This is a genomic window from Vannielia sp. (assembly GCF_029212645.1).
GTDB lineage: Bacteria > Pseudomonadota > Alphaproteobacteria > Rhodobacterales > Rhodobacteraceae > Vannielia.
Genome location: NZ_JARGND010000006.1, coordinates 24,468 through 49,725, shown reverse-complemented (window position 1 = coordinate 49,725; position 25,258 = coordinate 24,468). Strand labels below are relative to the sequence as shown.

Annotated in this window: 24 protein-coding genes and 1 tRNA gene; 15 read left to right on the top strand and 10 right to left on the bottom strand. The window is 62.2% G+C overall.

Features of this window, described 5'->3' with window-relative positions; translation table 11 throughout:
• Positions 1–2: 2 nt before the first annotated feature.
• Complete coding sequence (locus tag P1U55_RS03405) at positions 3–293, bottom strand: SCP2 sterol-binding domain-containing protein (protein WP_301046094.1); 291 nt, start codon at positions 291–293, stop codon at positions 3–5.
• 72 nt (positions 294–365) lie between these two features.
• Between P1U55_RS03405 and P1U55_RS03400 the strand changes: the two genes are divergently transcribed.
• From P1U55_RS03400 to P1U55_RS03380, 5 genes are all read left to right on the top strand, one after another.
• Positions 366–926 carry a tetratricopeptide repeat protein gene (locus P1U55_RS03400; RefSeq protein WP_301046093.1) on the top strand — a complete coding sequence of 187 codons (561 nt, stop codon included), beginning with the start codon at positions 366–368 and terminating at the stop codon, positions 924–926.
• A gap of 36 nt (positions 927–962) precedes the next feature.
• Positions 963–3,884 carry a helicase-related protein gene (locus tag P1U55_RS03395; RefSeq protein ID WP_301046092.1) on the top strand — a complete coding sequence of 974 codons (2,922 nt, stop codon included), beginning with the start codon at positions 963–965 and terminating at the stop codon, positions 3,882–3,884.
• A complete protein-coding gene (locus P1U55_RS03390; RefSeq protein WP_301046091.1) occupies positions 3,881–4,261 on the top strand; it encodes an RNA-binding S4 domain-containing protein in 381 nt (126 codons plus the stop codon). The genes P1U55_RS03395 and P1U55_RS03390 overlap by 4 nt, the downstream gene beginning before the upstream one ends.
• A 45-nt stretch (positions 4,262–4,306) precedes the next feature.
• Entirely contained in the window at positions 4,307–4,642 is a 336-nt protein-coding gene (gene fdxA / locus P1U55_RS03385) for a ferredoxin FdxA (RefSeq protein WP_301046090.1), read from the top strand.
• A gap of 260 nt (positions 4,643–4,902) precedes the next feature.
• Positions 4,903–5,412: a CarD family transcriptional regulator gene (locus P1U55_RS03380; protein WP_301046089.1), complete on the top strand. Its 510-nt coding sequence runs from the start codon at positions 4,903–4,905 to the stop codon at positions 5,410–5,412.
• A 355-nt stretch (positions 5,413–5,767) separates the two neighbouring features.
• Here P1U55_RS03380 and P1U55_RS03375 read toward each other — a convergent pair whose 3' ends face one another.
• The 4 genes from P1U55_RS03375 to P1U55_RS03360 all read right to left on the bottom strand — a co-directional run bounded on the left by P1U55_RS03375 (position 5,768) and on the right by P1U55_RS03360 (position 13,951).
• Positions 5,768–7,639 (bottom strand): cation:proton antiporter, encoded by a 1,872-nt coding sequence (locus tag P1U55_RS03375; protein WP_301046088.1) that lies wholly within the window; start codon positions 7,637–7,639, stop codon positions 5,768–5,770.
• 500 nt (positions 7,640–8,139) lie between these two features.
• On the bottom strand, positions 8,140–10,917 hold the full coding sequence (locus P1U55_RS03370; protein ID WP_301046087.1) for a hypothetical protein: 2,778 nt from the start codon (positions 10,915–10,917) through the stop codon (positions 8,140–8,142).
• A gap of 296 nt (positions 10,918–11,213) precedes the next feature.
• Complete coding sequence (locus P1U55_RS03365; protein ID WP_301046086.1) at positions 11,214–12,500, bottom strand: O-acetylhomoserine aminocarboxypropyltransferase/cysteine synthase family protein; 1,287 nt, start codon at positions 12,498–12,500, stop codon at positions 11,214–11,216.
• 446 nt (positions 12,501–12,946) lie between these two features.
• A complete protein-coding gene (locus tag P1U55_RS03360; RefSeq protein ID WP_301046085.1) occupies positions 12,947–13,951 on the bottom strand; it encodes a hypothetical protein in 1,005 nt (334 codons plus the stop codon).
• Between the two features lie 72 nt (positions 13,952–14,023).
• Here P1U55_RS03360 and P1U55_RS03355 point away from each other — a divergent pair, with 72 nt between their 5' ends.
• The 3 genes from P1U55_RS03355 (at position 14,024) to P1U55_RS03345 (ending at position 16,642) form a co-directional block, all read left to right on the top strand.
• Entirely contained in the window at positions 14,024–14,449 is a 426-nt protein-coding gene (locus tag P1U55_RS03355; RefSeq protein WP_301046084.1) for a hypothetical protein, read from the top strand.
• A gap of 57 nt (positions 14,450–14,506) precedes the next feature.
• On the top strand, positions 14,507–14,950 hold the full coding sequence (locus tag P1U55_RS03350) for a VOC family protein (protein WP_301046083.1): 444 nt from the start codon (positions 14,507–14,509) through the stop codon (positions 14,948–14,950).
• A 318-nt stretch (positions 14,951–15,268) separates the two neighbouring features.
• Entirely contained in the window at positions 15,269–16,642 is a 1,374-nt protein-coding gene (locus tag P1U55_RS03345; protein WP_301046082.1) for a coniferyl aldehyde dehydrogenase, read from the top strand.
• A 131-nt stretch (positions 16,643–16,773) separates the two neighbouring features.
• Here the strand turns inward: P1U55_RS03345 and P1U55_RS03340 are convergent, their stop codons facing one another.
• Together P1U55_RS03340 and P1U55_RS03335 are read right to left on the bottom strand one after the other, a co-directional pair.
• A complete protein-coding gene (locus tag P1U55_RS03340) occupies positions 16,774–17,781 on the bottom strand; it encodes a PHB depolymerase family esterase (protein WP_301046081.1) in 1,008 nt (335 codons plus the stop codon).
• An 81-nt stretch (positions 17,782–17,862) separates the two neighbouring features.
• Positions 17,863–17,946: transfer RNA gene (locus P1U55_RS03335), tRNA-Tyr, on the bottom strand.
• A gap of 110 nt (positions 17,947–18,056) precedes the next feature.
• Here P1U55_RS03335 and rlmB point away from each other — a divergent pair.
• The 6 genes from rlmB to P1U55_RS03305 all read left to right on the top strand — a co-directional run bounded on the left by rlmB (position 18,057) and on the right by P1U55_RS03305 (position 21,258).
• Positions 18,057–18,836: a 23S rRNA (guanosine(2251)-2'-O)-methyltransferase RlmB gene (gene rlmB, locus P1U55_RS03330; protein ID WP_301046080.1), complete on the top strand. Its 780-nt coding sequence runs from the start codon at positions 18,057–18,059 to the stop codon at positions 18,834–18,836.
• Positions 18,837–18,905: 69 nt separating this feature from the next.
• Positions 18,906–19,349: a YHS domain-containing (seleno)protein gene (locus P1U55_RS03325; RefSeq protein ID WP_301046079.1), complete on the top strand. Its 444-nt coding sequence runs from the start codon at positions 18,906–18,908 to the stop codon at positions 19,347–19,349.
• A 193-nt stretch (positions 19,350–19,542) separates the two neighbouring features.
• Positions 19,543–20,010, top strand: coding sequence for a CoA-binding protein (locus P1U55_RS03320; RefSeq protein ID WP_301046078.1), 468 nt, complete (start codon positions 19,543–19,545; stop codon positions 20,008–20,010).
• A 52-nt stretch (positions 20,011–20,062) separates the two neighbouring features.
• Positions 20,063–20,446 carry an NADH:ubiquinone oxidoreductase subunit NDUFA12 gene (locus P1U55_RS03315; RefSeq protein ID WP_301046077.1) on the top strand — a complete coding sequence of 128 codons (384 nt, stop codon included), beginning with the start codon at positions 20,063–20,065 and terminating at the stop codon, positions 20,444–20,446.
• A gap of 3 nt (positions 20,447–20,449) precedes the next feature.
• Entirely contained in the window at positions 20,450–20,902 is a 453-nt protein-coding gene (mlaD, locus tag P1U55_RS03310; RefSeq protein WP_301046076.1) for an outer membrane lipid asymmetry maintenance protein MlaD, read from the top strand.
• A complete protein-coding gene (locus P1U55_RS03305) occupies positions 20,899–21,258 on the top strand; it encodes a DUF2155 domain-containing protein (RefSeq protein ID WP_301046075.1) in 360 nt (119 codons plus the stop codon). Before mlaD ends, P1U55_RS03305 begins: the two co-directional genes overlap by 4 nt.
• On the opposite strand, the gene aat is transcribed toward P1U55_RS03305, so the two are convergent.
• From aat to accB, 3 genes are read right to left on the bottom strand one after another with little or no spacing between them, the layout of a single operon-like run.
• Entirely contained in the window at positions 21,222–21,860 is a 639-nt protein-coding gene (gene aat / locus P1U55_RS03300; RefSeq protein ID WP_301046074.1) for a leucyl/phenylalanyl-tRNA--protein transferase, read from the bottom strand. The genes P1U55_RS03305 and aat overlap by 37 nt on opposite strands.
• 14 nt (positions 21,861–21,874) lie before the next feature.
• Entirely contained in the window at positions 21,875–23,224 is a 1,350-nt protein-coding gene (gene accC / locus P1U55_RS03295) for an acetyl-CoA carboxylase biotin carboxylase subunit (protein ID WP_301046072.1), read from the bottom strand.
• Between the two features lie 11 nt (positions 23,225–23,235).
• Entirely contained in the window at positions 23,236–23,727 is a 492-nt protein-coding gene (accB, locus tag P1U55_RS03290; protein ID WP_301046071.1) for an acetyl-CoA carboxylase biotin carboxyl carrier protein, read from the bottom strand.
• Between the two features lie 193 nt (positions 23,728–23,920).
• On the opposite strand from accB, the gene P1U55_RS03285 reads away from it, so the two are divergent.
• Positions 23,921–25,255: an NAD(P)-dependent oxidoreductase gene (locus P1U55_RS03285; protein ID WP_301046070.1), complete on the top strand. Its 1,335-nt coding sequence runs from the start codon at positions 23,921–23,923 to the stop codon at positions 25,253–25,255.
• Positions 25,256–25,258: the final 3 nt, after the last annotated feature.

Here is a 25,258-nt window from a genome sequence, read left to right as displayed (position 1 = left end):
GGTTAGCCCAATGCGCCGCCGAGCTTCATCGCAAGGCCCATGTCGCCATCAACCTTGAGCTTGCCGGTCATGAAGGCGGCGGTTGGGTTCAACTCGCCCGACAGCATTTCCTGAAAGGTATCGGCACTGGCAGAAAGCGTCACATCGGCCTCTTCATCGCCAGCGCGGGCGCCATCGCCATCCAGCATGATGCAGCCTTCGTCTTCGATGTCGAACTTCGCGGTGCCGCCATCAAAACCCCCTTCGATCTTCTCATTGAGGGCCGCAACTGCCCCCTCGATCACCGAACTCATGCGCTTCTCCTTCTAATGTGACGATCCGGGGGCTTGGCGCGCCCGTCTCATGCGCTAAACTCATGCTTAGATATGAAGGACACGTTGCGATACCTCAACTTTCACGTCACGGCATTTATTGTCGCGATGGCGCTTGTCTCTCCGGCCTATGCCGCGGGGCCAACGCTTGATCAGCTGTTTGATGAACTGGCCGAGCCGGAGCAAGAGGGCTGGCAACGGATCGAAGATGCGATTTGGCTGGAGTGGTCCAAATCCGGCTCGCCTTCGATGGATTTACTGTTGAAACAAGGGCGTGACGCGCTGGAGCGTGAGGATTACGATCTAGCCCTTGGCCACCTGACAGCCCTCATTGACCACGCGCCAGACTTTGCCGAGGGCTATAATGCCCGCGCCACGACCTACTTCCAGATGGATCAATATGGCCCGGCGATGATGGATATTCGCCGCACGCTGGAGCTGAACCCGCGCCACTTTGCCGCCCTCACCGGTCTGGCCGTGATTCTTGAGCAGATGGGCCGCGAGGACGAGGCGCTGGATGCTTACCGCGAAGTCATGCGCCTGCATCCGCACCGGCCCAATGTGGCCGAGGCCGTGGAGCGGCTTGAGCTTGCCGTTCTGGGCAAGCGTATCTGATCGCCGCCCTGCGGCAGGCCGAAAGGGCAGCGAACCATGGGCGGCGAGCAAAGCACCATCACGGCCATCCTTGGCCCCACCAACACGGGCAAAACGCATTACGCGATCGAGCGGATGCTGGCCCATCGCACCGGGATCATCGGCCTGCCGCTGCGGCTTCTGGCGCGCGAGGTTTATGACCGGATCGTCAGCCTGCGCGGCCCCAACGCGGTGGCGCTGCTCACCGGCGAAGAGCGGATCGTGCCGGAGCGTGCGCGCTTCTGGGTGTGCACGGTGGAGGCGATGCCTACCGGCGGCGGCCATGATTTTTTGGCGATTGACGAGATCCAGCTTTGTGATGACCCCGAGCGCGGCCATGTCTTTACCGACCGTCTGCTCAATGCGCGGGGGTTGCATGAAACCCTGTTCCTTGGCGCCGATACCATGCGCCCCACCATCGCCAAGCTGGTGCCCCGCGCCCAGTTCATGCGGCGCGAGCGGTTTTCGCACTTGGTTTATGCAGGCTCCAAGAAGATCAGCCGGATGCCCGCCCGTTCGGCCATCGTCGGCTTCTCGGTTGAGAACGTCTATGCCATCGCCGAGCTGATCCGCCGCCAGAAGGGCGGCTGTGCGGTGGTGATGGGGGCGCTTTCCCCGCGCACTCGCAACGCGCAGGTGGCGCTCTATCAAAACGGCGATGTTGATTACCTCGTGGCGACCGATGCCATTGGGATGGGGCTCAACCTTGATCTGCGCCATGTCGCCTTTTCGGCGCTCTCCAAGTTTGATGGCCGCCGGATGCGCCCGCTCACCCCGTCCGAGATTGGCCAGATCGCGGGGCGGGCCGGGCGCTACCAGCAAGACGGCTCCTTTGGCGTCACGGGCGAGGCCCCGCCGCTGCATGAAGAGATGGTCGAGGCGGTGACCGAGCACCGTTTTGCCCCGGTGCAAAAGCTGCAATGGCGCTCCTCGCAGCTTAACTTTGCGTCCGCGCCCGCCCTTATCGCTTCGCTTGAAGCGCGCCCTGAGAATGACCTGTTGCTGCGCGCCCGCCCGGCTGATGATCTGACCTCGCTCAAGGTGCTTTCGGCCCAGCCGGAGCTGGCCGCGCGCCTTACTGCCCGCGCTGATGTGCAGCTTTTGTGGGATGTCTGCCGCATCCCGGACTTTCGCAGCATCTCCCACGGCGAGCACGCCAGCCTGCTCACGCGGATTTTCGCCGATCTGCATGAGTTTGGCCGGGTGCCGGAGGATTGGTTTGCGCGGCAGGTTAAACGCATAGATCGTACCGATGGTGATATTGATACCCTGTCCAAGCGCCTCGCCTATATTCGCACCTGGACTTACGTTGCGCAGCGCAAGGGCTGGCTTGACGACGAATCCCATTGGCGCGGGGCCACCCGCGCTGTAGAAGACCGCCTGTCAGATGCGCTGCACGGTGCGCTGACCCAAAGATTTGTCGACCGGCGCACCTCTGTGTTGCTGCGCCGGTTGAAACAGAAGGAGAGCCTCGTGGCTGATGTGAACGACAAGGGCGAAGTGGTAATCGAAGGTCACGTTGTGGGCCGGATCGAGGGCTTCCGGTTCCGGCAGGAAGAAACCTCGGATGCGGGCGAGGCGAAAACCCTACGCGCCGCCGCCACCGCCGCTCTTGGGCCGCAATTCCACCTGCGGGCGGATCGCTTTTATAACGCGCCCGATACCGAGTTTGACTACACCGAGCAGGGTGGGTTGATGTGGGGCGATCAGGCTGTTGGCAAGCTGGTCAAAGGGTCCGAGGCGCTCAAGCCGCAGGTTCATGCCTTTGTGGATGACGAGGCTGGCGCCGATGTTGCCGAGAAGGTCACACGCCGCTTGCAGCACTTCATTGATCGCAAGATCGCTACGCTGTTCGAGCCGCTGATGACGATCAAGAATGACGAAGCGCTCACCGGGCTGGCCCGTGGCTTTGGCTTCCAGATGATCGAGGCTCTGGGCGTGATTCCGCGCGATCAGGTTGCCAATGAGGTCAAGGAGCTGGATCAGGACGCCCGTGGCGCTTTGCGCAAACATGGTGTGCGTTTTGGCCAGTTCACCATTTTCATGCCGCTGCTGCTGAAACCCGCGCCCACGCGCCTGCGCCTTGTGCTCTGGTCGCTCGACAAGGGCTTGCAGGAGTTCCCCGAAAGCCCGCCGCCTGGCCTTGTCACCATCCCCACGCCGCAGGGCCAGCCCGAGGGCTATGCCACCCTGTCAGGCTATCGCCCCGCAGGGGCGCGCGCCATCCGGATCGACATGCTTGAGCGCTTGGCCGACCAGCTTCGCAGCCAGAATACCCGTGGTGGTTTTGAGGCCAACGCCGATATGCTCTCGATCACCGGGATGACGCTGGAGCAATTCGCCGATCTGATGCAGGGCCTTGGATATGCCGCCGAAAAGGGCGAGCGCGCCAAGGTGAAGGCCGTTGATGCGGTGGTGCCAGAGGCCGATAAGGCCGAGGCGGTGCCCGAGGATACCCCGGTGATGGATGCGGCCCAGGCCGCGCCTGAAGGCGGCATTATCGAGCAGCCCACCCCCGAAACCCCGGCGGATGATACCCTGCCCGCCGCCGAGGCGCTGCCTGACGAAGGCCTTGCCCCCATTGCCGAAACGCCTGCCGATCCGGCCCCCGAAGAGCCCATCGCCGAGACCCCGGCAGAAGAGCTGGCCCCCGGCACCGCGCCCGACGCCGAGATCGCAGGCCCCGAGATGGAGGTTTTTTACACCTTCACATGGGCCGGCAACCGGCAGCGCCGCCAGGGCGGCGGTGGCCGTCCGCAAGGGCAGGGCAAACCCCGCGCCAACAAGGGCGGCAAGGGTGGCCCCAAGGGCAAGGGCGGCCCGCGCCGCGATGACAACAAGGCCAAAAGCTTTCAGGCCCGCCCGCCGCGCAAGGAAAAGCAGATCGACCCCGATAACCCGTTTGCTCAGGCGTTGATGGGGCTCAAGGACAAGTCTTGAGCGACGACGGCTCTGCGGAGAGCCTGCGGATCGACAAGTGGCTGTTTCACGCCCGCTTCTTCAAAACCCGCTCCCTCGCCGCCCGTGTGGTGGGGGAGGGCAAGCTGCGGGTTGATAGCACCCGCATCTCCAAACCCTCGCGCATGGTGTCGCCCGGCGATGTGCTGACCTTCCCCAAGGGCGATGCGATCCGGGTGATCCGCATTGTGGCTCTTGGCACCCGGCGCGGCCCCGCCCCCGAAGCGCAAACGCTGTACGAAGATCTGGCCCCACCCGAAACAAAGTCCCGCGATCCGGGCGGAATGCAGACCGAAAAGCGCCCTCATGCGAGGGATCGTCGCAAGGCGCGTCTTTTGCGGGGCAAGCCGCTTGATTGACCGGGGCGTTTGAAATACCTCTGCCCAAACAGCTGAGAGGCCGTCATGACCTATATCGTCACCGAAAACTGCATCGCCTGCAAATACACCGATTGCGTAGAGGTGTGCCCCGTGGACTGCTTCTACGAGGGCGAGAACTTTCTGGTGATCCACCCGGACGAGTGCATTGACTGTGGCGTTTGCGAGCCCGAATGCCCCGCCGATGCGATCCGCCCGGACACCGAGCCGGAGATGGAAAAATGGGTGGAGTTCAATCGCAAGTATTCCGAGCTTTGGCCGGTTATCGTGACCAAGAAAGACCCGCTGCCAACCGCCGAAGAGATGGATGGCAAGGAGGGCAAGATGGAGCTCTTCTCCGAAGCGCCCGGCGAGGGCGGCTAAACGGGGCCAAACGGCGCGAAAGCGGCCCGAACGTTGCGGCATATCTGCCGGGGCGCTGTTCTGCGTTCCCCAAGCGCTTTGAGAATCGCCCAATTTGTGATATGGTCTTTACCAATGCAAATAAGATCCTAGTCCCCCGAGGCTGCGCTGCTCGCCCGAAGCGGGGGATAACATAGCGCAACAAAGGCCCGCTCCCGGCACCTACGTTCCGGGGACAGGGCCTTTTCGGCTCCAAGGGATCCTTTCGGAGAAGGCACTACATGTCCAAGAAGAAGCTCGACTTTCGCCCTAACGAATTCGTTGTTTACCCGGCCCACGGGGTTGGGAAAATCGTTTCGATCGAGAAACAGGAAGTGGCCGGCATAGAGCTGGAACTGTTCGTGATCTCGTTTGAAAAAGACAAGATGACCCTGCGCGTTCCCACCCACAAGGCTACCGAAGTGGGCATGCGCTCGCTCTCCTCGCCCGATGAGGTGAGCAAAGCCATGACAACCCTCAAAGGCAAGGCCAAGGTCAAGCGGGCCATGTGGTCGCGCCGTGCGCAGGAATACGAGCAAAAGATCAACTCGGGCGACCTGATCGCCATTGCCGAGGTGGTCCGTGACCTGCACCGCACCGATGACCAGCGGGAACAGTCCTACTCCGAGCGCCAGCTTTACGAAGCCGCGCTAGAGCGCCTGACCCGCGAAGTCGCCGCTGTTTCGGGCGGTGATGAAGCCGTTGCGCAAAAGCAGATTGATGACGTTCTGGTGAGCCGCGTCGCCGCCTGAACGCGCCCTGATCCGGTAAAAACTGGCCGTGCCTTATAGGCGCGGCCTTTTTTTGTGCGTGAGCGCCTTCGGGATCAACTCGTGGCATTTCCGGCAGCCTTGAAGTGGGTCCAGCAAACGGGCGAGGCGTAGAGGCGGCAGAGTGTGCTGATGGCATCGAACCCGCCGGTGAAGCCATGGTGGTAGAGGGCCTGCGCGGGTTCGCTCTGCGGTGTCCTGCCGGATTAGCGCATCTGCGATCAGAGCTTGCTTGCCCCAGCTTGCGAACCATCGTCAGACGCTAGCGCTGAAGTGATCCATCCTGCCAAACAGGGGTAAAACGGCCCCCCGCGATTGAGGCTTTCACCGAAACGCTTCAGGTTTTCTTGGCAGTCTCGCTTTCCTGCAAGCCCTCAACCAAAGCAGCTTCGAGATCGGAGTTCAGCTCGCGAACCCGTTCCAGATAGGCGGAGTTCTCCATGATCGGTGCCTCGGGCTGCCACAACTCGGCGAGTTCGCGCAGATTGTAACGGTCGTGCTTGTAAAAATCCTTCTCGATCTCGCTCGCCTCAAACTCGGAAAAATCCATATTTTCCAGCACATAGCGGCCCGCCCGCAGGCTTGAATCGAAGAGTTCGCGCACAATGTCATTGGCGCCCGCCTTGTAAAGCTCATAAACTTGCAGCCTGTCCCGCGCCCGCGCGACGATGTGCAGATCAGGCCGCTCAGCGCGGGCATAGCTCACCAATTGCACCGCGGCCTCTGGATCATCCATTGCCACCACAAGCACCCGCGCATGCTCCAACCCGGCGGCATGGAGCAGCTCCGGGCGGTTGGGATCGCCGAAAAACCCTTTGAAACCAAAGGTCCGCAGCAGGTTCACCGTGTCGAGGTCTGAATCCAGCACCGTTGTTTTAACGCCCGCCACCTGCACCATCCGGCTCACCACCTGGCCAAACCGGCCCAGCCCGGCAATGATCACCGGCGCGTCTTCGTTCATTTCGTCCGGCTCCGGCGCGGCGCTCTCTTCGGTCAGCCGGGTTGAAAGCTTGTCATTCAGGATGAAAAACAACGGTGTGAGCAGCATCGTCATAGCGACCACCAGCAGCAAAATCTGCGCCATCAGCGGCTCCAGCATGCGTTGCCCTGTCATGAAACCGATCAGCACAAAGCCAAATTCACCCGCTTGCGCCAGCCCCAGGGTAAACAGCCACCGCCCCTTGCCCTTGAGGCCAAAAACAAGGCCAAGGGCATAAAGCACCACCCCCTTGAGGAACATCACCGCGAAGGTGAGGCCAAGGATGGTGAAGAGGTTGTTCCACAGCACGGTAAAGTTGATGCCCGCGCCAACGGTGATGAAAAACAGCCCCAGCAGCAGGCCCTTGAAGGGGTTGAGATCGGCCTCAAGCTGGTGCTTGAACTCGGTGTTGGCCAGCATCACCCCGCCCAGAAACGCGCCAAGCGCCGGGGAGAGGCCGACGAGGTTCATCAGGAAGGCGATCATCACCACCATCAGCAGCGCGGTGGCGGTATAAAGCTCGCGCAGCTTGGCCATATGGACGAAGCGAAACAACGGCCGCGTCAGGAAGATGCCCGCAAGGATCACCGCCGCCACCGCGCCCACCGTAACCAGCGCCACGCCCCATCCGGGCAGCCCCTCCACCAGCGACATCGCGTGGCTGTCTGCCGCTTCGCCCCGCTGGATGGTGCCGGAAGCATCCAGCTGCATGACCACGGTCACCGGAAGCAGGGGCAGCAGCGCAAGGATCGGGATCACCGCGATATCCTGGGTCAGCAGGACCGATATGACCGAGCGCCCGCCCGGCGTTTGCATCAGCCCTTTTTCACTGAGGGTTTGCAGCACGATCGCGGTGGAAGACAGGGCCAGCACCATCCCTACGGCAAGCGACAGGCTCCAGCTATTGCCAAACAACCAGGCGAACAGCGCGATCACCAGCGTTGTGCCCACCACCTGCATTCCACCAAGTCCCAGCAGGCGGTGGCGCAAACGCCAAAGCGCCTTTGGCTCCAACTCCAGGCCGATCAGGAACAGCATCACCACCACGCCAAACTCTGCGAAGTGCTGAAGCTCCTGTGTTTCTGAGCCAACCAGCCCAAGGATTGGCCCAATCGCGATACCCGAAAGCAAGTAGCCCAGCACCGAGCCCAGCCCCAGCCTTGCGCAGATGGGCACTGCAATAACCGCCGCGCCCAGGTAGATCACCGCCTGAAAGAGAAAACCTTCCATCCTGCTCCCGCTGCTGCCCGCATTTCCAGGCCAATCATTGCCCCGTCACTCCGGAGCTTATCGTATTTTTGTATCGCTTGCGCCTAAATGCGCCGTAAACCCTCGCCGCGCCAAGCACAAAATCCTTCACCCCGTGACAAGCGCCGCTCAAACCCGCAGGAGCGCGTCGTTCACGATCTGGCTTTGCACGCGGGCCACCGAGCCGTGCGTGATAGCCCTCTACCAGCGCTTCGGTTTCCAACCGTTGCCTGCGCCGCCCGGCGTGGTTGGGGCTAAGGTCAAGCGCCTTGTCCAGCATCTCGGCTGTATGGTTGGCGTCCTGTTTCGGTTTGATCGGCGAACTTGAGGGTGCGCGTATCCAAATCGCTGTTAATGCGCTGAAAGCCGCCAAGACCCGCGCCGCGCACACCGATTTGACCATCGCCGCTGGAGCCAGAAATCCTGTGTGATGATTGCAGGCCGGAGGGGGCATACCATCGTAAAGTCTGGAGACTGCTAAACTATCCCCGGGGCATGGTCAGGGTGATGTTTTTGCCGCGTTTGATGTACCGCAAATCGCTCTCGCCAATAGAGGCAACCTTGCCGCCATCCACCCGGTCGCCCACCTTTACCTTCACCAACCGCCCTGAGGGCAGGCGCACGAGGGCGCGGCGCTGCGAGGAAGAGCCGAACACGCCGATCAGGTTCACCTTGCGCATTTTCAGCGCGTTGTTGCTGGTGGCGACCTTGGCGACATTGGCGCTGGAGGGCAGGCGCGGCGCGGTTTTCTGGTTCTTGGGGATCACCACGGCATTGGCGGCGGCCTTTTTCTCTTCGGCCTCCTGGCGCTCGTTTTGCTTCTTGACAGCGGCCACCTTGCGCTCAAACCCGCGCGGGCGGGACTTTGGCTCCGGCGAGGAGGCGATGGCAAGGCGGGAGGCGCTTTGCAACTCGGCCTCGGCCCGCCCTTCGGCGGCGGCGGCGCGTTGCTCTTCCTCGACGGCCAGTTCAGCGGCCTCGGCGGCGCTTTTCTTCACCGCCTCTTCGATAGCGGCCTGGCGGGCGGCCTCGGCCTCATCCTGCACCGATTGGGGCCGTGCCTTGGGGCGCAGGCCTGCAAGCTCGGCAAAGGTGCGGCCGCCCAGATTGGACCTCTGGTTCTCTTCGGCCAGGCCTTCGGGGCGGGCCTTTGGGCGGTTATCGGCCAGCGAACTGGTGGCCGGCGCGGATGCTTCGGTGGCCGGGGTGCCGGGGCGCACGGGCGGCAGCTTGGCGGGTTTGCCCGCGTAGAGGGTGATGCCATCCGAGGTGACAACCCCGTCTTCGCTGGGGATCACCTGGCCATTTTGATCCAGCACCACCAATTGGCCCGGTGGCAGCGGATTGGGCTGGCGCTGCGGCTCCGCCTCGATGGCGGCATCGGGCAGGGCCACGGCGTCATGCAGATCAACCTGCGGATCAACGGCGGCGAGGAAGATATCATTTGAGCTTTCTGCATCCGGGGTGCCATCGGCGCTTGGCGCCCGCTGCCAGATGCCGCTTTCAGCATAGGCTTGCCCGGCTTCTTCATCGGTCAGCGGTTCGGCGCCCTCTACCGGCTCTGGCTCACTGTCTGCAAGCTCTGGGTCGGCGTCCATCTCGGGGAGGGGGGCGTTTTCGAAGAAGGGCTCGGAAACGCCGGACTCTGGCTCCGGCAAGGCGGAAAACGGATCATCGGCAAGGCTTGCGGTATCAATCGCGGCCTCCGCCTCGCCCTCAACCACGGGGGCCTGGAGCGCATCGGCAAGCTCCGGGTCCATCGTGCCGGAGCTTTGTGAGTCAGGCAGGGTCGCCCCGCTGGTGCCCGCCTCACCAAAGGTGATCGACCGGGTGAGGGCACCGCCCTCGCCAAGCAGCGGCACGGCAGAGGCAAGGCTTTGCTCGCTCAGAGCTGCGGGAGCATCGGTGCTGGCACTGTCTGATCCGAGGAAGAACTTGGACCACAGGCCAACCACCGCCATGAACACCACCAGCGCCGCCGTGAGACCCACCGGGAAGCTCCTGCGCGTGCCCGAGTCGGCCTTGGCGCCAAAGACGGTCAGATTTTCTGACTGGGCTCCGGTGGTGTCTGTCGCTTCGATTTCGTCTTGCGGGTGGGCCTCGGCGGGATCAAGCGTGGGGGCAGGGGCCTTTGCGGCCTCTTTCGCCTTTCGGTTGAGGAACTTGGCTACCGGCCCTGCTGTTGGTGCGGCTTCGGGCCGTGTGGGCGGGGTTTCTGTTTTGGTTGGTTCGGCAATGGCAGCGGCCATGGCCTCTTGCCGGGTCATTGTTTCGCGCTCGGCTTTCGCACGTTTCCTGGCGCTGCGGCTGTTTTGCAAGGTGGCGACCTTGCCGCGCAGCCCGGCCAGCGCTGTGCCCCTGCGAGTGCCTTCGGGCTGCGCCGCAATTTCGGCGTTAACAGGGGCCTCTGCGGCAGCTTCCTCGCGCCGCGCACCGCCGAGTTTGCGGCCCGTGCTGGCGGTGGCCTCATCATGCACGTTCCGCAGGGCGGGGGCGTTGCCCGGCTCAGCGGTGGCGCGGATGGAATGGAAGGCTGGGATGGTCTCAACCAGCGCGGCCTCCTCGGTTTCCACCTCCTCGGCCTTGACCTCCTCAACCGGCGGATCTTCGGCTTTTGCCTCCTGCGGGGCTGCATCCAATGCCGCTTCGGAGGGTGCGCTGAGCGGGCTTTCAGGGCCTGTCTGCGCCTCGCCCTCATCCACCGCCAAAGGCGCTTCGATCCAATCGCCCAGCACTTTCATCGGCACCGGGTCCGGAGATACCATCATTGCGCCCGGTCCGGTTTCGACCGGGCCGAAGAACGGCTCGCGGCTAAAGGCGCCCTCTGGTGGAACGGTGGCATAGCAGACCGGCGCAAAGCCGTATTCGGCGGCAAAGGCGCGGGCCTCTTCGAGGGTTTCGCGCGCCACAACGGCGACTTTCAATTCCTGGCCAACAAGCTCCCAGTCAAACACGAGGTCGGAAACCTCATAGGGCGTGGCCCCGACCAGCGCGGCGCGGATGCGCACCTCATCGGCCAGCGCGTCTTTGCCGCTGGCGGCGCAGGTTGTGTAAAGGATCTGGCTGTGGGGCAGCATCAGCTTGGTGGCAAGCTTGCCCTCCTTCGCCGCAGCCTCACCGGTGTGGCGCAGCGCAGCGAGATCTTCGACCAGATGGTCAGCATCCAGCGCGACAGCGCCCATACGCCGCCATCCATCGGCGGCGCGGCCGAAAAGGGTGATGCCGTCATGGCTAAGATCGAGGGCAAAATCGGGGGTCATCAAACGGGTCCAGCAAAACAGGATCAAAAATGGCCAAGCATTGGGGCAACGTTACACTGTTGTCCCGCAAATGTGTTCTACAGCATGAGGGGCAATTTTTCAATTTATCACGATGTCGCGCCGCGCCCTTTCGCTTTGCCGTCCAACCGATTGGCGACAATAGGGAAATTTGTTTGCGGTGAGGGGGATGGGAAGCCCGCTGGCGGGCCTCCCGATGTTGTGACGCAACGGCGCAGAAATGGCGGAAACCCGCCTATGGCGGCGAGGTGACAGGCGGAGCGCCGCTGCCCGCGGCCTTATGCGGTTGCCTTGGCCAGTGCCTGATCAAGGTCGGCGATCAGGTCATCCGCTGTTTCCGTCCCGATCGACAGGCGCACCACATCGGGCGCAGCCCCGGCGGCCTTTTGTTGCTCTTCCGAAAGCTGGCTGTGGGTGGTTGAGGCCGAGTGGATGATCAGCGAGCGCGTGTCGCCGAGGTTGGCCACGTGCGAAAACAGCTCAAGGCTATCCACCAGCTTGACGCAAACATCATAGCCGCCCTTCAGCACGATGGTGAATAGCCCGCCAGCGCCCTTGGGGCACACGGTTTTCACACGGTTGTGGTAGGGCGAGGAGGGCAGGCCCGCGTAGGTAACGGCCTCTATCGCCGGGTGTGTTTCAAGCCACGCGGCCAGCTTTTTGGCGTTTTCAACATGGCGCTCCATCCGCAGGCTCAGGGTTTCGATCCCCATCAGGGTGTAATGGGCGGCTTGGGGGTTCAGCGTCATCCCCAGATCGCGCAGGCCAATGGCGATGCCGTGGAAGGTGAAGGCCAGCGGCCCGAACGTCTCGGCGAAATTGAGGCCATGGTAGGCTGGTTCCGGTTCGCTGAGGGAGGGAAACTTGCCCGATGCGGCCCAATCAAAGGTGCCGGAATCCACCACACAGCCGCCGGTGACGGTGCCGTTGCCGGTGAGGTATTTGGTGGCTGAATGCACCACCAACGTTGCCCCATGCTCGATCGGGCGGCAGAGGTAGGGGGTGGCCGCTGTGTTGTCCACGATCAGCGGCAGGCCCACCTTTTGCGCCAGTTTGCCCACGGCGGGCAGGTCGGTGATGTAGCCGCCGGGGTTGGCGATGGATTCGCAAAAGATCGCCCGCGTGTCATCGTCGACGGCCGCTTCCAGCGCGTCGAGATCATCAAAATCAACAAACTTGGCCGACCAGCCAAACCGCTTGATCGTTTGCGAAAACTGGGTGACGGTCCCGCCGTAAAGCCGTGTGGATGCAATGACATTTCTGCCCGGTTCCATCAACGGAAACAGCGCCAAGATCTGGGCCGCATGGCCCGACGAGCAGCACACAGCGCCCGCGCCGCCTTCCAGCGTGGCAATGCGCTCTTGCAGCACGGCAACGGTGGGGTTGGTCAGCCGCGAATAGATGTAACCCACCTCTTTCAGGCCAAAAAGCGCCGCCGCGTGATCGGCGTCGCGAAACACATAGGCGGTGGTTTGGTAGATCGGGGTCTGGCGCGCGCCAGTGGCCGGATCGGGGCGAGCGCCCGCGTGGATTTGCAGCGTGTCGAAACCGTAATTGGCGGTCATAGTTCTCTCCCTGAGGCTGGTTTTGGCCGCAAACTAGGCGAACACGCCCTCATCGGCAATCAGCCATTGTCCGGAAGGGATGCTGTTTTTGGCCCCTCCTCAAAAACGGAACGCGCTCCATAAAACCAAGCGGATTGTAGGGCATGATCCCGGCTTTTCAGGCCGCCGCTTCCCTTTGGGCATGGTTTGGTGCCAAGGCCAAGGCAGTTGAGGGAGGGCGCGAAAGGCCATGCTGGGGCAAGGTATGCCGGAACATCAAGCTGTCATCGGCCCGATGATCGTGCGCATCTCCTTGGCGGGTTCTCTCATGGTGAGGGTCTTGCTTGACACCGCTCGCCGCAAGGGGGGCGTTCAGCACGGTGGAGCTTTTGAAGCAGGCACTGGCGCGGCTCTTTGCGGGTAGGTTGACGCATCTGCGCCCCGATCCGGAAATGGATTGACCGCGCCTAGCGCAACCAAAGGTTCTTTTTCTTCAATTGGTTGCGCATCTGCTGTTCCTTGCGCGGCAGGTTGTCGCGGTCAAACATCTCCCGCGCTCGTGTGCCTTTGTTCTGGTAGATCATCCGCTTGAAGGGCTCGTATTCCTTTAGCACCTTCTTCACCTTGTTGGGCGCGGCCGCCTCTTGCAGCACCTCGACCACCCGGTCACTTTCCCGCGCGAACAGCAAGGCCAGCACTCGCCAATGGCAAGTGATATCGCCGTCCAGCCCGTCAAGTTCCGGCCCCGGACGGCCACCGCCAAAGGAGTGGATCACCAGCGGCAGCGCCACCTGATCAAGCCAGGGATCAAGCTCTTGGCAGGCCAGCGCATCCGGTGTGTCATCGCGGATCGCCAGCGCATACTCCTCGAACCGCGCGCCAAAGCTCGGGCCGCATGGGCCAAAGAACCAGCCCGCGTTGAAGTAAAGGTAACGCTGCCAGTATTCATCCGGCTGGCTCAGATCGAGGCTGCTTTCATACTCAAGGCCCAACTTGTCATAGAGTGATTTCCAGATGCCGCCGTAGCCCGGCCCGTAAAGCGGCACTTCCGGCCATGTGCCCTCTCGCCGCATCGAGGCCGAGGGACGCTTGAAATCGAACGCCAGCTTTGAAAGTGCGCCGGTGACCAGCGTGTCACTGTCAAAAAAAACAAAAGGCTCGCCCTTCGGCAGCACCCGGAGTGCCTCGATCTTGTTGCCATAAGGGTAGGACTGGCCAAAATGCTTGCTTTCGAAGGGCAGCACCTCGGCGCCCAGCCACTCCAGCGCTTCTCGCACGCCGTGGCTTTGGATCCTCGGGTCACTTTCCCAGCGCGGGCCGGGCTGCGGCTCGGCCACAATCAGGCGGCCCTTGAAGCCGGGATCAGAGTGGCGCAACGACGCCGCAAACAGCAGCGCTTCATATTGCAGCCGCCCCCCCTGTGCCACCACAAGGATATTGAAAGGTTTTGCTTTTCGCGCCTTCGCGGCCATACTGCCCTCAGCCCCGCTTATTTTGGGGCCACTATAGAGATCAGATCATTTGCGAAAAGGGGGAAGACCCTGATGAATTTCCGAAAGTTCACTTTGGCTGCGTGCCTTGCCGCCACACAGGCCACCACATCCGCCACCGCGGCAGACTTCATGGACCCGGTTTTTACCAAAATGGCGCTTGATGCGGCCAAGCCGGGATGGGTGGCGATCCGCGTCGAGGGCGCGCAGGACTTCGTGTTCTTCACCGCGCTCACCTCATGGCGCTGCGGGTTGCAAGAGGTCCACTATGGGTTCAACGACGATCCACCAACCACCGAGTTGGAGATGGGCGAGTGCCACACCGAGTTCGCCAACCCCAACGTGATGCTCGATGATGACCCGATCCCGCTTGTCACCGCGCCTGCGAAATCGGTCGAAAGCGTAACGGTGCGCCTCGTCTACCGGGACGGCGCGCTCGACCAGCAGAAGATAACGCGCAAAGAAGTGCTTATGCCATAGACGCCGCGCCGGGCAGCCCTATCTTGCGACCAGACAGAAGCAAAAGGAGGGGCAGCAATGCGCTACGTTCACACGATGGTTCGCATCACCGATATCGACGAAAGCCTTGATTTCTGGGTGAACAAGTTTGGCCTTGAAGAGGTGCGCCGCACCGAGGTGCCCGAGGGCAAATTTACCCTGATCTTCCTCGCCGCCCCGGCTGACAAAGCCAGCGCCATTGAAACCCGCGCGCCCGAGTTGGAGCTTACCTACAATTGGGACAGCGACGAAAAGCTTGAAACCGGCCGCGCCTGGGGCCACCTCGCCTATCGGGTCGATGATATCTATGCGACCTGCCAAAAGCTGATGGACGCGGGTGTTACCATCAACCGCCCGCCGCGCGATGGCTGGATGGCTTTTGTGAAATCGCCCGACAACATCTCGATCGAGCTGCTTCAGGAGGGTGATGCCCAAGCCCCGCAAGAACCTTGGGCTAGCATGGAAAATACCGGCAGCTGGTAAGCCATGCGCCTTGTCCGCGTTTCAAGCGGTCAACCCCGCGTCCCGGTGGCCGCTTTGCAGGCCGCCGGGAAAGGGGATAAACCCTGTGGTGATGGCCAAGGTGGCGGCAGAGGCTGACGATGCGCGCGCCCGCCCAAGAAAAACGCCCTGACCTTCGACCCGCCTGCAGGATGATGGATGGGAGGTAGGCTGTAGCCGCTTTGACAGCTTCCAAAACGCCGCCACAGGAGGTGCGTGACCACGCCATGACCCACACGCTCATTTTCGCGTCGCGGGAGGCCGAGGCCTTCCTTGATGCCCTGTTGAAAGGCCAAAAATATGACCGACCTTGAAGCCATTCTTGCCGCCCAACGCGCCGCCTTCGCCGAGGCTCCTGCGCCCGAACTGGCCACCCGGCGCGCCACCCTCTCACGCCTGCGAAGAGCGGTGGTGAAACGCGCTGATGACCTTGCGAAGGCCACCGCGCAGGACTTTTTCAATCGCGCACCTGACGAAACCAAGCTGCTCGACATTCTGCCAACGGTTAATGCCATCGACTACCTTGATGCCAATCTGCGCCGGTTCATGGCCCCCGAGCGCCGCCGGGTGACCCCTGCGCTCTGGCCGGGGCGCGCGCATGTGCACTACCAGCCCAAAGGGGTGGTTGGGGTGGTTTCGCCATGGAACTACCCGATTTTGCTGGCCCTTGTCCCGCTCGCAACGGCCCTTGCCGCTGGCAACCGGGTGATGCTGAAACCGTCCGAATTTACCCCTGCTTGCAACGCCGTGCTGGCCGATTTGCTTGATGATCTCTTTCGTCCGGGCGAGGTGGCGGTGGTGCAGGGCGATGCCAAGCTCGGCGCGGCCTTTGCGGCCTTGCCGTTTGATCACCTGTTCTTCACCGGCGGCACTGAGGTGGGCCGCAAGGTGATGCAGGCGGCAGCCAAAAACCTCACCCCCGTGACGCTGGAACTCGGTGGCAAAAGCCCTGCTGTGCTTGCGCCGGGTGCCGACCTTGAAAAGGCCACTGCCTCCATCGCCTTTGGCAAACTGGCCAACGGCGGGCAAACGTGCATTGCGCCTGATTACGCGCTGGTCCCCCGCGCCGAGATGGAGGCTTTTTGTGACGGTATGATCAGCGCCGCGCGCGCACTTTACCCGGACGGCGCGGCTGACGCGAACCTCACCGGCCCCATCCACGCCCGCCACGCAAAGCGCCTCGCGGCCTTTACGGATGACGCCGAGGCCCAGGGCGCAAAACGCATCGCCCTGCTGGAAGGTGGCGATGGGCCGGCGCTGCTCACCGGGGTGAATGACGATATGAAGGTGATGCAGGAGGAAATCTTTGGCCCCCTGCTGCCCGTTGTCCCCTATGACAGTATCTCCGAGGCGATTGCCTATATCAACGCGCGGCCCCGTCCGCTGGCGCTCTATCACTTTGGCCCTGATGACGCCGCCCGCGAGGCGGTTTTGAGCGGCACCACCTCCGGCGGGGTGACGGTGAACGACACGCTGCTCCATGTGGCGGTTGATGACCTGCCCTTCGGCGGCATCGGCCCCTCTGGTCTTGGGTCTTATCACGGGCCTGAAGGGTTTCGCTCGATGAGCCACGCGAAATCGGTGTTCACCCAGGCCAAGTGGAACGGTGCCGCGCTGATCCGCCCACCTTACGGCAAATGGACCCGCCGCATCCTTGGCCATTTCCTTGGATGAGCTGTTGTTAAATTGAGCGCCTGCGGCGCATTCCTTTGTTTTATTCGCCTCCGGCGGGGATATTTTTGGCAAGAGAATGCTGAGGTTTGACAGCACCTGATGCCGAAGCCCGTGACCAAACCGCGAGTTGGCTATTGTTGGTGCAAACCCCAGAAGCGGGCGATCTCACGCACAGCGCAAAGGTTGGCCTCGGCGATGTGGGCCCCGGTTGTTCCGCAGGGCAGGGGATCTCCATCACCATCAATCGGCACCGCATGGGGGAAGCCGGGCAGGGCCCAGGCTTCGACGCGTGGCTTGCCTTGTGCATCGAAGAAGCGTTGCCTTGTGGCGGTTCCCACGGTTTCAGTGCTGTCAGGCCGCGCGTTTATCTGGTGCAGGCCGGTCCATTGGTCAACCAACTCGCGCAGGTTATCGGGGTTGACGGTGCCATCTGCGCCACCCTGCCAAAGGGATACCGGTGGCCAGATTTGCGGCCCCGCTGCCACCGACCTGGCATATTCAGCCCAGTCGGTTGCCTCCCGGTCAGCAGGTTTTGCGCCGAGGAGCCCACAGGCATAAGAGGCATCGGCTCCGTCCAGGCCCCAAGTGTGGAGCCACCACCAAAGCCCGTCAAAAAGGCCTCGGGGACGATTGCAATCAAAGGGAAGCCCGGCGATCACCGCGCCGCCCTGAAACCGGGCAGGGTGGTTGGCCATCATCACGCCCGCCATGCTGCCCCCTGCCGAAAGGCCCAGGATGAACACCCGGTCTGGATCGGCCCCCTCAACCGCGATGGCATGGTCGATCATCGCCAAAATCGACGCACTTTCGCCTGAGGCCGGGCGATTATCGTCGGTGTCCCACCAACGAAAGCAGCGCCGGGCCATATTGGCGGGGGTTTGCTCGGGGAGGAGAAGCAGCGCGGGGAGGTCATCGGCAAGGGCGGTCAACCCGGTTTCATTGTCAAAATCAGCCGCCTCCTGGGTGCAGCCATGCAGCGCCACGATCAGCGGCAGGTTGCTGCCAGCCCCTTCAGGGCGATGCAGAAAGGCGCGCAACGCACCGGGATTATGGGCAAAATCGGTGATCTCATCGAGGCCCCAAGCGGCGGTGCCCGCGCCTATACCGGCAATAAAAGCAAGGGTTTGGACAATGCGCACAGCGATAGCTCCGACCAAGGATGCACATGCAGCATCGCGCGGATGCGATCACATTGCAACGCTGTGAAAGAGGGGGAGCAGTGGTGGGCGACCCTGGAATCGAACCAGGCGTGCGTCTCCGCGAGGGAGTTACAGTCCCCTGCCACACCTTGCGGCCTGTCGCCCACTGCGAAGGGGTGGATAAACGCCGCCCTCACCCCCGTCAAGACGAAAAACCTTGCGCTTTTTCCGGGCGGGCCGCATGGAGAGGCCCGACAAGGGAAAGGCAGAGAAACGTGGCCAAGAAACCGTCCTGGGTGATCGACAAGGAACGTGAAAAGCGCGAGGGGCTGTGGCTTTTTGGGCTACATGCGGTGCGTGATGCATTGGCCAATCCGGCCCGTGTAAAGCTGCGGCTGGTGCTCACCCGCAATGCCGCCGACCGTTTGGGCGAGGATGCCTGGGCCGGCGCCGGGATTGAGCCGGAGATCGCCGATCCGCGCCGGTTTCCGGTGCCGCTTGATCCTGGTTCGGTGCACCAGGGGGCCGCGCTTGAGGTGCGCCCGCTGGATTGGGGTGGGCTGGAGGATGCCTGTTATCCCGGTGCCGGGGCGGCGCTGACGGTGTTGCTTGACCGGGTGACAGACCCGCACAATGTGGGCGCGATCCTGCGCTCGGCTGAGGTGTTCGGCGCCAAAGCGGTCATCGCCCCCGCCCGCCACTCAGCCCCCGAAACCGGGGCCCTGGCCAAAACCGCCTCCGGGGCGCTGGAGCGCCAGCCCTACCTGCGGGTGAAGAACCTTGCCAACGCGATGGAAACCCTGCGCGGCCTTGGCTACATCCTGCTCGGGCTTGATGGCGAGGCGGAGGAAACCCTGGATCACGCGCTTGGCGAAATGCCCGAAGGGGCCGCGATTGCGCTGGTGCTCGGGGCCGAGGGACCGGGGCTGCGCGAGCGCACCAAGGAGACCTGCGACAGGCTGGTGAAAATCCCCTTCGCCCGCGATTTCGGCTCGCTCAATGTGTCCAACGCGGCCGCCGTATCGCTTTATGCTGCGTCGCGAAATGTTTCCTGATTTCACCTTTCTGCGAAGGGGCTAGTCGGGCGCGCGGCACTGGGCCATCCTTTGGCCCAAGGAGAAGCCATGATGCTCACGCGCCGCCTGTTCATTGCCACCGCCCTTGGTGCAGCCGCCTTCCCGGCGCTTGCCGGGGAGCCGCCTATTTATTCCGCCTCCGGCCTTGCGCTGGGTGGGTATGATCCGGTTTCCTACTTCAGCGAGGGCGGCCCGGTGCGGGGCAAAGAGGCCTATCAACTGATGTGGATGGGCACGACGTGGCGCTTTTCAACCGCGACGAATCGGGAGCGGTTTGAGCGGATGCCGCAAAAATACGCGCCCGCCTACGGCGGCTACTGCGCCTATGCGGCCTCCGAGGGCTATGTGGCGCCAACCGACCCAGAGGCCTTCACCATCCACGAAGGGCGGCTCTTTTTGAACGCCTCCAGGGCGGTAAGAACGATCTGGACGAAAAGCGCGGCGGCCCGGATAGAGACGGCGGACAAGGCCTGGCCCGGCCTGTTGAAATAATCGCGCGCCGCCTGCGGAAGTTAACGGGTTGTTCACATGTATATTACACCCTCTTGGAAAGGCCCCTCCGGTGATTACCTTTTGCACAGGAGCGATGGCCCGGAACACCATCGTTTCACTTCACTGTCCCTCGTTCCGTGACTGGCGCTCGGGCTGTATGGCCTGGGCGCTTTTTTTCGGGTAAAGCGAAAGCATGACGTATCCTGACGATCTCCTCCGCCAAATCCTCAACGAAACAAAGGTCATCGCCTGTGTTGGCGTTTCCATGAACGAAGCGCGCCCCAGCTACTTCGTGGCGCGCTATCTTTCGCTGAAGGGCTATCGGGTGATCCCGGTGAACCCCGGCCACGCAGGCAAGCAGCTTTTTGCCGAAACCATCATGCCCGATCTGGCCTCGATCGACGCGCCGGTTGATATGGTTGATGTTTTTCGCCGCTCCGAGCATGTGCAGCCCATCGCCAAGGAAGCGCTGGAGGCTTTCCCCGATCTCAAAACGCTCTGGCTACAGATCGGCATCGAAAGCCCTGAGGCGTCCGAAATGGCCGAGGCGCGTGGCGTCACCGTGGTCCAAAACCTCTGCCCCAAGATGGAATATCAGCGCCTGTTTGGCGAGTTGCGAATGGGCGGGATCAATACCGGTATGATTTCCTCGAAACTCTAGACCTCGCCTGCCCGCTGGGGCATACGGGGGATGCAAACAAGGAGCCGAGCTGATGGGCATCAAGAACTTCATCCTGCGCCTGTTCACATGGTGGCACGGGTCTACCCTGGGCACCCAGTATTTCACGGCCCGCAAGGGCAAGAAAGTTGGCGAAGACGAGGCGGGGAATGTGTTTTACCGCAACGCTGATGACAGCCGCCGCTGGGTGATCTTCAACGGTGAGGTCGAGGCGAGCAAGATCAGCCCCGATTGGCACGGTTGGCTGCATCACACCTATGCCGATTCGCCCGCTGACCGCCCGCTGACCCACAAGCCATGGGAAAAGCCGCACGAGGAAAACCACACGGGCACCGCGCTGGCCTATGCGCCCGCTGGCTCGATCCGCCGTGCACAGCCTGCGCGCCGCACCGACTATGAGGCCTGGAGCCCCGAGTAAGCCATGTCAGAAAACACCACAGAAGCGCTGGTGGGCGCTGCCGTCCTGGTCGCTGCCGGAGCCTTCCTTTGGTATGCCGCTGGCGTTACCGATGCAGGCGTTTCAAGCGGTGGGCGCTATTCATTGACGGCAAGCTTTCGCTCTGCCGACGGTGTGTCTGTGGGCACCGATGTGCGCCTCGCGGGAGTGAAGATTGGCGCGGTGCAGCAGCTTGATCTCAATCGCCAGACCTTCCGCGCCGATATGACCTTCGCCGTTGAAGAAGGCGTTGACCTGCCCGAGGACAGCACGGTTGCCATTTCCTCCGAGGGGCTGCTTGGTGGAAACTATGTTGAGATCATCCCCGGCGGATCGCCCTTCAACCTCGAAGAGGGTGGCGAGATTGAGGATACCCAAGGGGCGATCAGCCTCATTGGGTTGTTGTCAAGTTTCGTATCCGGATCGGGAGAAGAATGAAGCTCGCGCTGCAAGCCCTTGGCATCGCCGCGTTTTTCGCCATGCCGCTCACGGCTCAAGAGGCCATCACCGGCACTGGCGCGGTGCTGCGTGGGCTTGATAAGGTGTCGAGCGAAACCACCGATATCACCATTCGCCCCGGCCAAACCGTGGCCTACGGCAAGCTACAGATCACCCTGTCGGACTGCCGCTATCCCAGTGGTGCGCCCGCGCGGGCTATGGCCTATCTGGTGATTGAGGATGAGCGGGCCAGCGTGCCGGCGTTCACAGGCTGGATGGACGCTTCGGCCCCCGCGTTGAACGCTCTGGATCATCAACGCTACGATGTTTGGGTATTGCGCTGCACCACTGAGTAACCGGGCGGAATTTGGCAATCGGCGATGAAATCCGCCTGCAATTCCAACGCGTTCCTGAGCCTCTTCAAATAGTCGGCGCGGGGGATTTCAATCGCTCCAAGGCGCGCCAGATGGGGTGTCAGGAACTGGGTGTCAAACAGGGCAAACCCGTTGCGCCGAAGGTGATCCACCAAGTAGGCGAGCGCAATTTTTGAGGCCCCTGTGCGGCGCGAAAACATGCTCTCCCCGCAAAACGCCCCGCCAAGGGCGACCCCGTAGACACCACCCACCAATTCGTCACCTTCCCAGACCTCCAGCGAATGGGCATCGCCACGCTCGTGGAGCTGCTGGTAGAGATCGAGGATGATCGCGTTGATCCATGTTTCCTCGCGGTCGGCACAGCCCCGCATAACGCCTGCAAAGTCGCGGTTGATCGAAATAGTGAAAGCCTCGCGCCGGATCTGGCGGGCGAGGGAGCGGGAAATGTGGAAATTGTCCAACGGGAAAATCCCACGCTGGCGTGGCTCGACCCAAAAGATCTCCTCGTCCTCGGCGCCTTCGGACATGGGGAAGAGGCCCATCCGATAGGCCTGAAGCAGGAGGTCGGGGGTCAGCTCATCCATGCTGTTCCCGGCTTTCAGCCTTGGAAATTGTGTTCCAGCCAGCCTTCCAGCCAGTGGATATCATAGTCACCGCTTTGCACGTCAGGCTCCTGGAGCAGGGCGTTGAACAGCGGCACCGTGGTATCAACCCCATCCACGATCAACTCCCCAAGCGCCCGGTTCAACCGGGCCAACGCTTCGGGGCGATCCCGTCCATGGACGATAAGCTTGCCGATCAGGCTGTCGTAGTAGGGCGGGATCGAATAGCCATCGTAAAGGGCGCTATCCATCCGCACGCCGAGCCCGCCGGGCGCGTGAAATTGGGTAATCCGGCCGGGGCAGGGCGAGAAGTCTGGCAATTTTTCAGCGTTGATCCGCACCTCGATGGAATGACCGTTCAGCTTGACTTCGTCCTGCGTGAACGACAGTGGCAAGCCTGCGGCCACACGGATTTGTTCGCGCACGAGGTCCTGGCCATACACCAGTTCCGTCACCGGATGTTCCACCTGAAGGCGGGTGTTCATTTCGATGAAGTAGAACTCGCCATTCTCGTACAAGAACTCGATCGTCCCGGCGCCCGCGTAGTTGATCGAGGCCACAGCATCGGCACAGGTTTTCCCGATCCGGGCGCGCAGTTCAGGGGTGATTGAGGGGCCGGGGGCCTCTTCAAAAACCTTCTGGTGGCGGCGTTGCAGCGAGCAGTCACGCTCACCCAGATGCACCGCGCCGCCTTTGCCATCGCCAAACACCTGAACCTCGATATGGCGCGGCTTGCCAAGATATTTCTCAAGGTAGACTTCATCGTTGCCAAAGGCCGATTTGCCCTCGGCCCGCGCGGTGCGGAAGGCCGTTTCAAGATCAGCCGCCGTTTTGGCCAGCTTCATGCCGCGCCCGCCGCCGCCAGCGGTGGCCTTGATGATGACCGGGTAGCCGATTTCTTCGGCCACGACCTTGGCCGTTTCATAATCGGGCACACCACCTTCGGAGCCAGGAACGCAAGGCACCCCGAGGTTTCGCATGGTTTCCTTGGCGGTGATCTTGTCCCCCATCACCCGGATATGTTCGGCGGTCGGGCCGATAAAGGTGAGGCCATGATCCTCGACGATCTGCACGAAATTGGCGTTCTCGGACAGGAAGCCATAGCCGGGGTGAATCGCATTCGCGCCGGAAATTTCGCACGCCGAGATGATGGCGGGAAAGCTGAGGTAGCTTTGAGTCGAAGAGGGGGGGCCAATACAAATGGCCTCGTCCGCCATGCGAACGTGCATCGCGTCACTATCAGCCGTTGAGTGAACCGCAACAGAGGGAATGCCCATTTCACGGCAGGCCCGCACGACACGCAGCGCAATCTCGCCCCGGTTGGCGATGAGGATCTTGTCGAACATGCCCTGCGCCCTTACTCGACGATCATCAGAGGCGCGCCAAACTCCACCGGCGCTCCATCTTCGATCAAGATGCGCTTAACGGTCCCCCCATGCGGGGCGGGAATCTGGTTCATGGTTTTCATCGCCTCGACGATCAGCAGAGTTTGCCCTTCTTCGACCTTATCGCCAACCTTCACGAAGACGGCAGAGCCGGGTTCGGGCTGCAAATAGGCGGTGCCAACCATGGGGGAGGTCACGGCCCCCGGCAGTTGGGCCGGGTCGTCAGACGGGGCGGCAGCAGCAGCGGGAGCCGGAGCGGCGGGTGCCGGGGCGAACGCCCCGTGAGGCGCCGGAGGCGGGGCCATCTGCATGACGGGCGGTTCACCCTTGCGGCTCACCCGCACATTGAGGCTGTCATTCTCGCTATACTCACGCTTCACCTGAAGCTCGGTAAGATCGTTGGCCTCCAACATCTCGGCCAGTGCCTGGATGAAGGCGACGTCTGCATCGTGGGTCTTACTCATGCCGTCCTCTTTCTGCCTGTGCCTGTTCACGCCGGGCACAATTTATGGGCAGGTTATACGCCGATTGCCAGCCGAGTGAAAGCGCAAGCGCTTTGAAAGAGCAAAACGCATTTTTAGAAATTTACCATTTGATAAAAAATTGACCCTGTGCCAGCGTTCCTGCACACCGATCATTGCAGCAAAGGACGCCACGATGACCGTAAATCACTATGCCGACGGGGTGAAGCCCGCCCGACTGACGGGCGAGGAGATCGCCGCGAACTTCACCGATATGCATGCGCCGCTCGGCGACCATGAAGCATCTGTCGCGGCTGATCGCTGCTACTTTTGCCACGATGCCCCCTGTATCACGGCCTGCCCCACGGCGATTGATATCCCGCTTTTCATCCGGCAGATTCAGGGCGGAAAGCCAGCGGATGCGGGCCAAACGATTCTGGGCCAGAATATTCTGGGCGGTATGTGCGCCCGCGTCTGCCCCACCGAAACGCTTTGCGAAGAGGCCTGCGTGCGCAACGCGGCCGAGGGTGAGCCTGTCGAGATTGGCCGCCTTCAGCGCTATGGCACCGATAGGGTCATGGCGGGCAATACGCACCCCTTCAGCCGCGCCGAACCCACCGGAAAGCGGATTGCGGTGGTTGGTGCGGGGCCGGCGGGGCTTGCCTGTGCGCACCGGCTGGCCATGAAAGGCCATGAGGTGACGCTATATGAGGCGCGCAAAAAGCCCGGTGGCCTCAATGAATATGGCATCGCCGCTTACAAATCGGTGGAAAATTTTGCGGCCCGTGAGGTGGATTGGCTGATGGGAATCGGCGGCATCACCCTCAAGACCGGCCACAAGCTTGGCGAAACCATCACGCTGGCAGAGTTGCAGGACGGTTATGATGCGGTTTTCCTTGGCATTGGCCTTGCGGGCGTCAACCGTCCCGGCCTTCCCGGTGAAACCCTTGATAATTGCGATGACGCCGTGGATTTCATTGATCGCCTGCGCCAGAGCGATGATCTTGCGGCCCTTCCCGTTGGCCGTGATGTGGTTGTTGTGGGCGGCGGGATGACGGCGGTTGATGCGGCGGTGCAGGCCCGCAAACTCGGCGCGGAGACTGTTTCGATGGTTTATCGCCGGGACCGCGCGGCGATGGGCGCTTCGGATTACGAGGTTGATTATGCCGCCCAACAGGGCGTGCGCGTCGTCACCAATGCGGCGCCCTCTGCGGTGAATGGCGACGCCGGGGTAACCGACATCACCTTTGAGCGCACAAAAAGCGGGCCGAGCGGGCTGGCGACCACCGGTGAAACCATCACCCTAAAGGCCGATCAGGTTTTCATGGCCATAGGCCAGCGCCTTGATGGGGTGCCCGATGGGCTGGAGCTTGACGGGCGCAAGATTGCCGTCAGCGGACCGGGGCGCACCTCTCTCAAGGGGGTATGGGCCGGGGGGGATTGCACGCCGGGTGAAGACCTCACCGTGGTGGCCGTGGCCGAGGGCCGCGACGCCGCAGAAGACATTCACAGCACGTTGATGGAGGGCTGAACC

What these genes read in the sequence shown, in the direction of transcription:
- accC (WP_301046072.1), bottom strand. Translation starts at nt 23,224, where the DNA reads ATGTTCGACAAGATCCTCATCGCCAACCGGGGCGAGATTGCGCTGCGT.
- P1U55_RS03400 (WP_301046093.1), top strand. Translation starts at nt 366, where the DNA reads ATGAAGGACACGTTGCGATACCTCAACTTTCACGTCACGGCATTTATT.
- P1U55_RS03405 (WP_301046094.1), bottom strand. Translation starts at nt 293, where the DNA reads ATGAGTTCGGTGATCGAGGGGGCAGTTGCGGCCCTCAATGAGAAGATC.
- P1U55_RS03380 (WP_301046089.1), top strand. Translation starts at nt 4,903, where the DNA reads ATGTCCAAGAAGAAGCTCGACTTTCGCCCTAACGAATTCGTTGTTTAC.
- P1U55_RS03345 (WP_301046082.1), top strand. Translation starts at nt 15,269, where the DNA reads ATGACCGACCTTGAAGCCATTCTTGCCGCCCAACGCGCCGCCTTCGCC.
- P1U55_RS03305 (WP_301046075.1), top strand. Translation starts at nt 20,899, where the DNA reads ATGAAGCTCGCGCTGCAAGCCCTTGGCATCGCCGCGTTTTTCGCCATG.
- P1U55_RS03360 (WP_301046085.1), bottom strand. Translation starts at nt 13,951, where the DNA reads ATGGCCGCGAAGGCGCGAAAAGCAAAACCTTTCAATATCCTTGTGGTG.
- P1U55_RS03320 (WP_301046078.1), top strand. Translation starts at nt 19,543, where the DNA reads ATGACGTATCCTGACGATCTCCTCCGCCAAATCCTCAACGAAACAAAG.
- P1U55_RS03365 (WP_301046086.1), bottom strand. Translation starts at nt 12,500, where the DNA reads ATGACCGCCAATTACGGTTTCGACACGCTGCAAATCCACGCGGGCGCT.
- P1U55_RS03325 (WP_301046079.1), top strand. Translation starts at nt 18,906, where the DNA reads ATGATGCTCACGCGCCGCCTGTTCATTGCCACCGCCCTTGGTGCAGCC.
- P1U55_RS03375 (WP_301046088.1), bottom strand. Translation starts at nt 7,639, where the DNA reads ATGGAAGGTTTTCTCTTTCAGGCGGTGATCTACCTGGGCGCGGCGGTT.
- aat (WP_301046074.1), bottom strand. Translation starts at nt 21,860, where the DNA reads ATGGATGAGCTGACCCCCGACCTCCTGCTTCAGGCCTATCGGATGGGC.
- P1U55_RS03395 (WP_301046092.1), top strand. Translation starts at nt 963, where the DNA reads ATGGGCGGCGAGCAAAGCACCATCACGGCCATCCTTGGCCCCACCAAC.
- P1U55_RS03355 (WP_301046084.1), top strand. Translation starts at nt 14,024, where the DNA reads ATGAATTTCCGAAAGTTCACTTTGGCTGCGTGCCTTGCCGCCACACAG.
- mlaD (WP_301046076.1), top strand. Translation starts at nt 20,450, where the DNA reads ATGTCAGAAAACACCACAGAAGCGCTGGTGGGCGCTGCCGTCCTGGTC.
- fdxA (WP_301046090.1), top strand. Translation starts at nt 4,307, where the DNA reads ATGACCTATATCGTCACCGAAAACTGCATCGCCTGCAAATACACCGAT.
- accB (WP_301046071.1), bottom strand. Translation starts at nt 23,727, where the DNA reads ATGAGTAAGACCCACGATGCAGACGTCGCCTTCATCCAGGCACTGGCC.
- P1U55_RS03315 (WP_301046077.1), top strand. Translation starts at nt 20,063, where the DNA reads ATGGGCATCAAGAACTTCATCCTGCGCCTGTTCACATGGTGGCACGGG.
- P1U55_RS03285 (WP_301046070.1), top strand. Translation starts at nt 23,921, where the DNA reads ATGACCGTAAATCACTATGCCGACGGGGTGAAGCCCGCCCGACTGACG.
- P1U55_RS03370 (WP_301046087.1), bottom strand. Translation starts at nt 10,917, where the DNA reads ATGACCCCCGATTTTGCCCTCGATCTTAGCCATGACGGCATCACCCTT.
- P1U55_RS03350 (WP_301046083.1), top strand. Translation starts at nt 14,507, where the DNA reads ATGCGCTACGTTCACACGATGGTTCGCATCACCGATATCGACGAAAGC.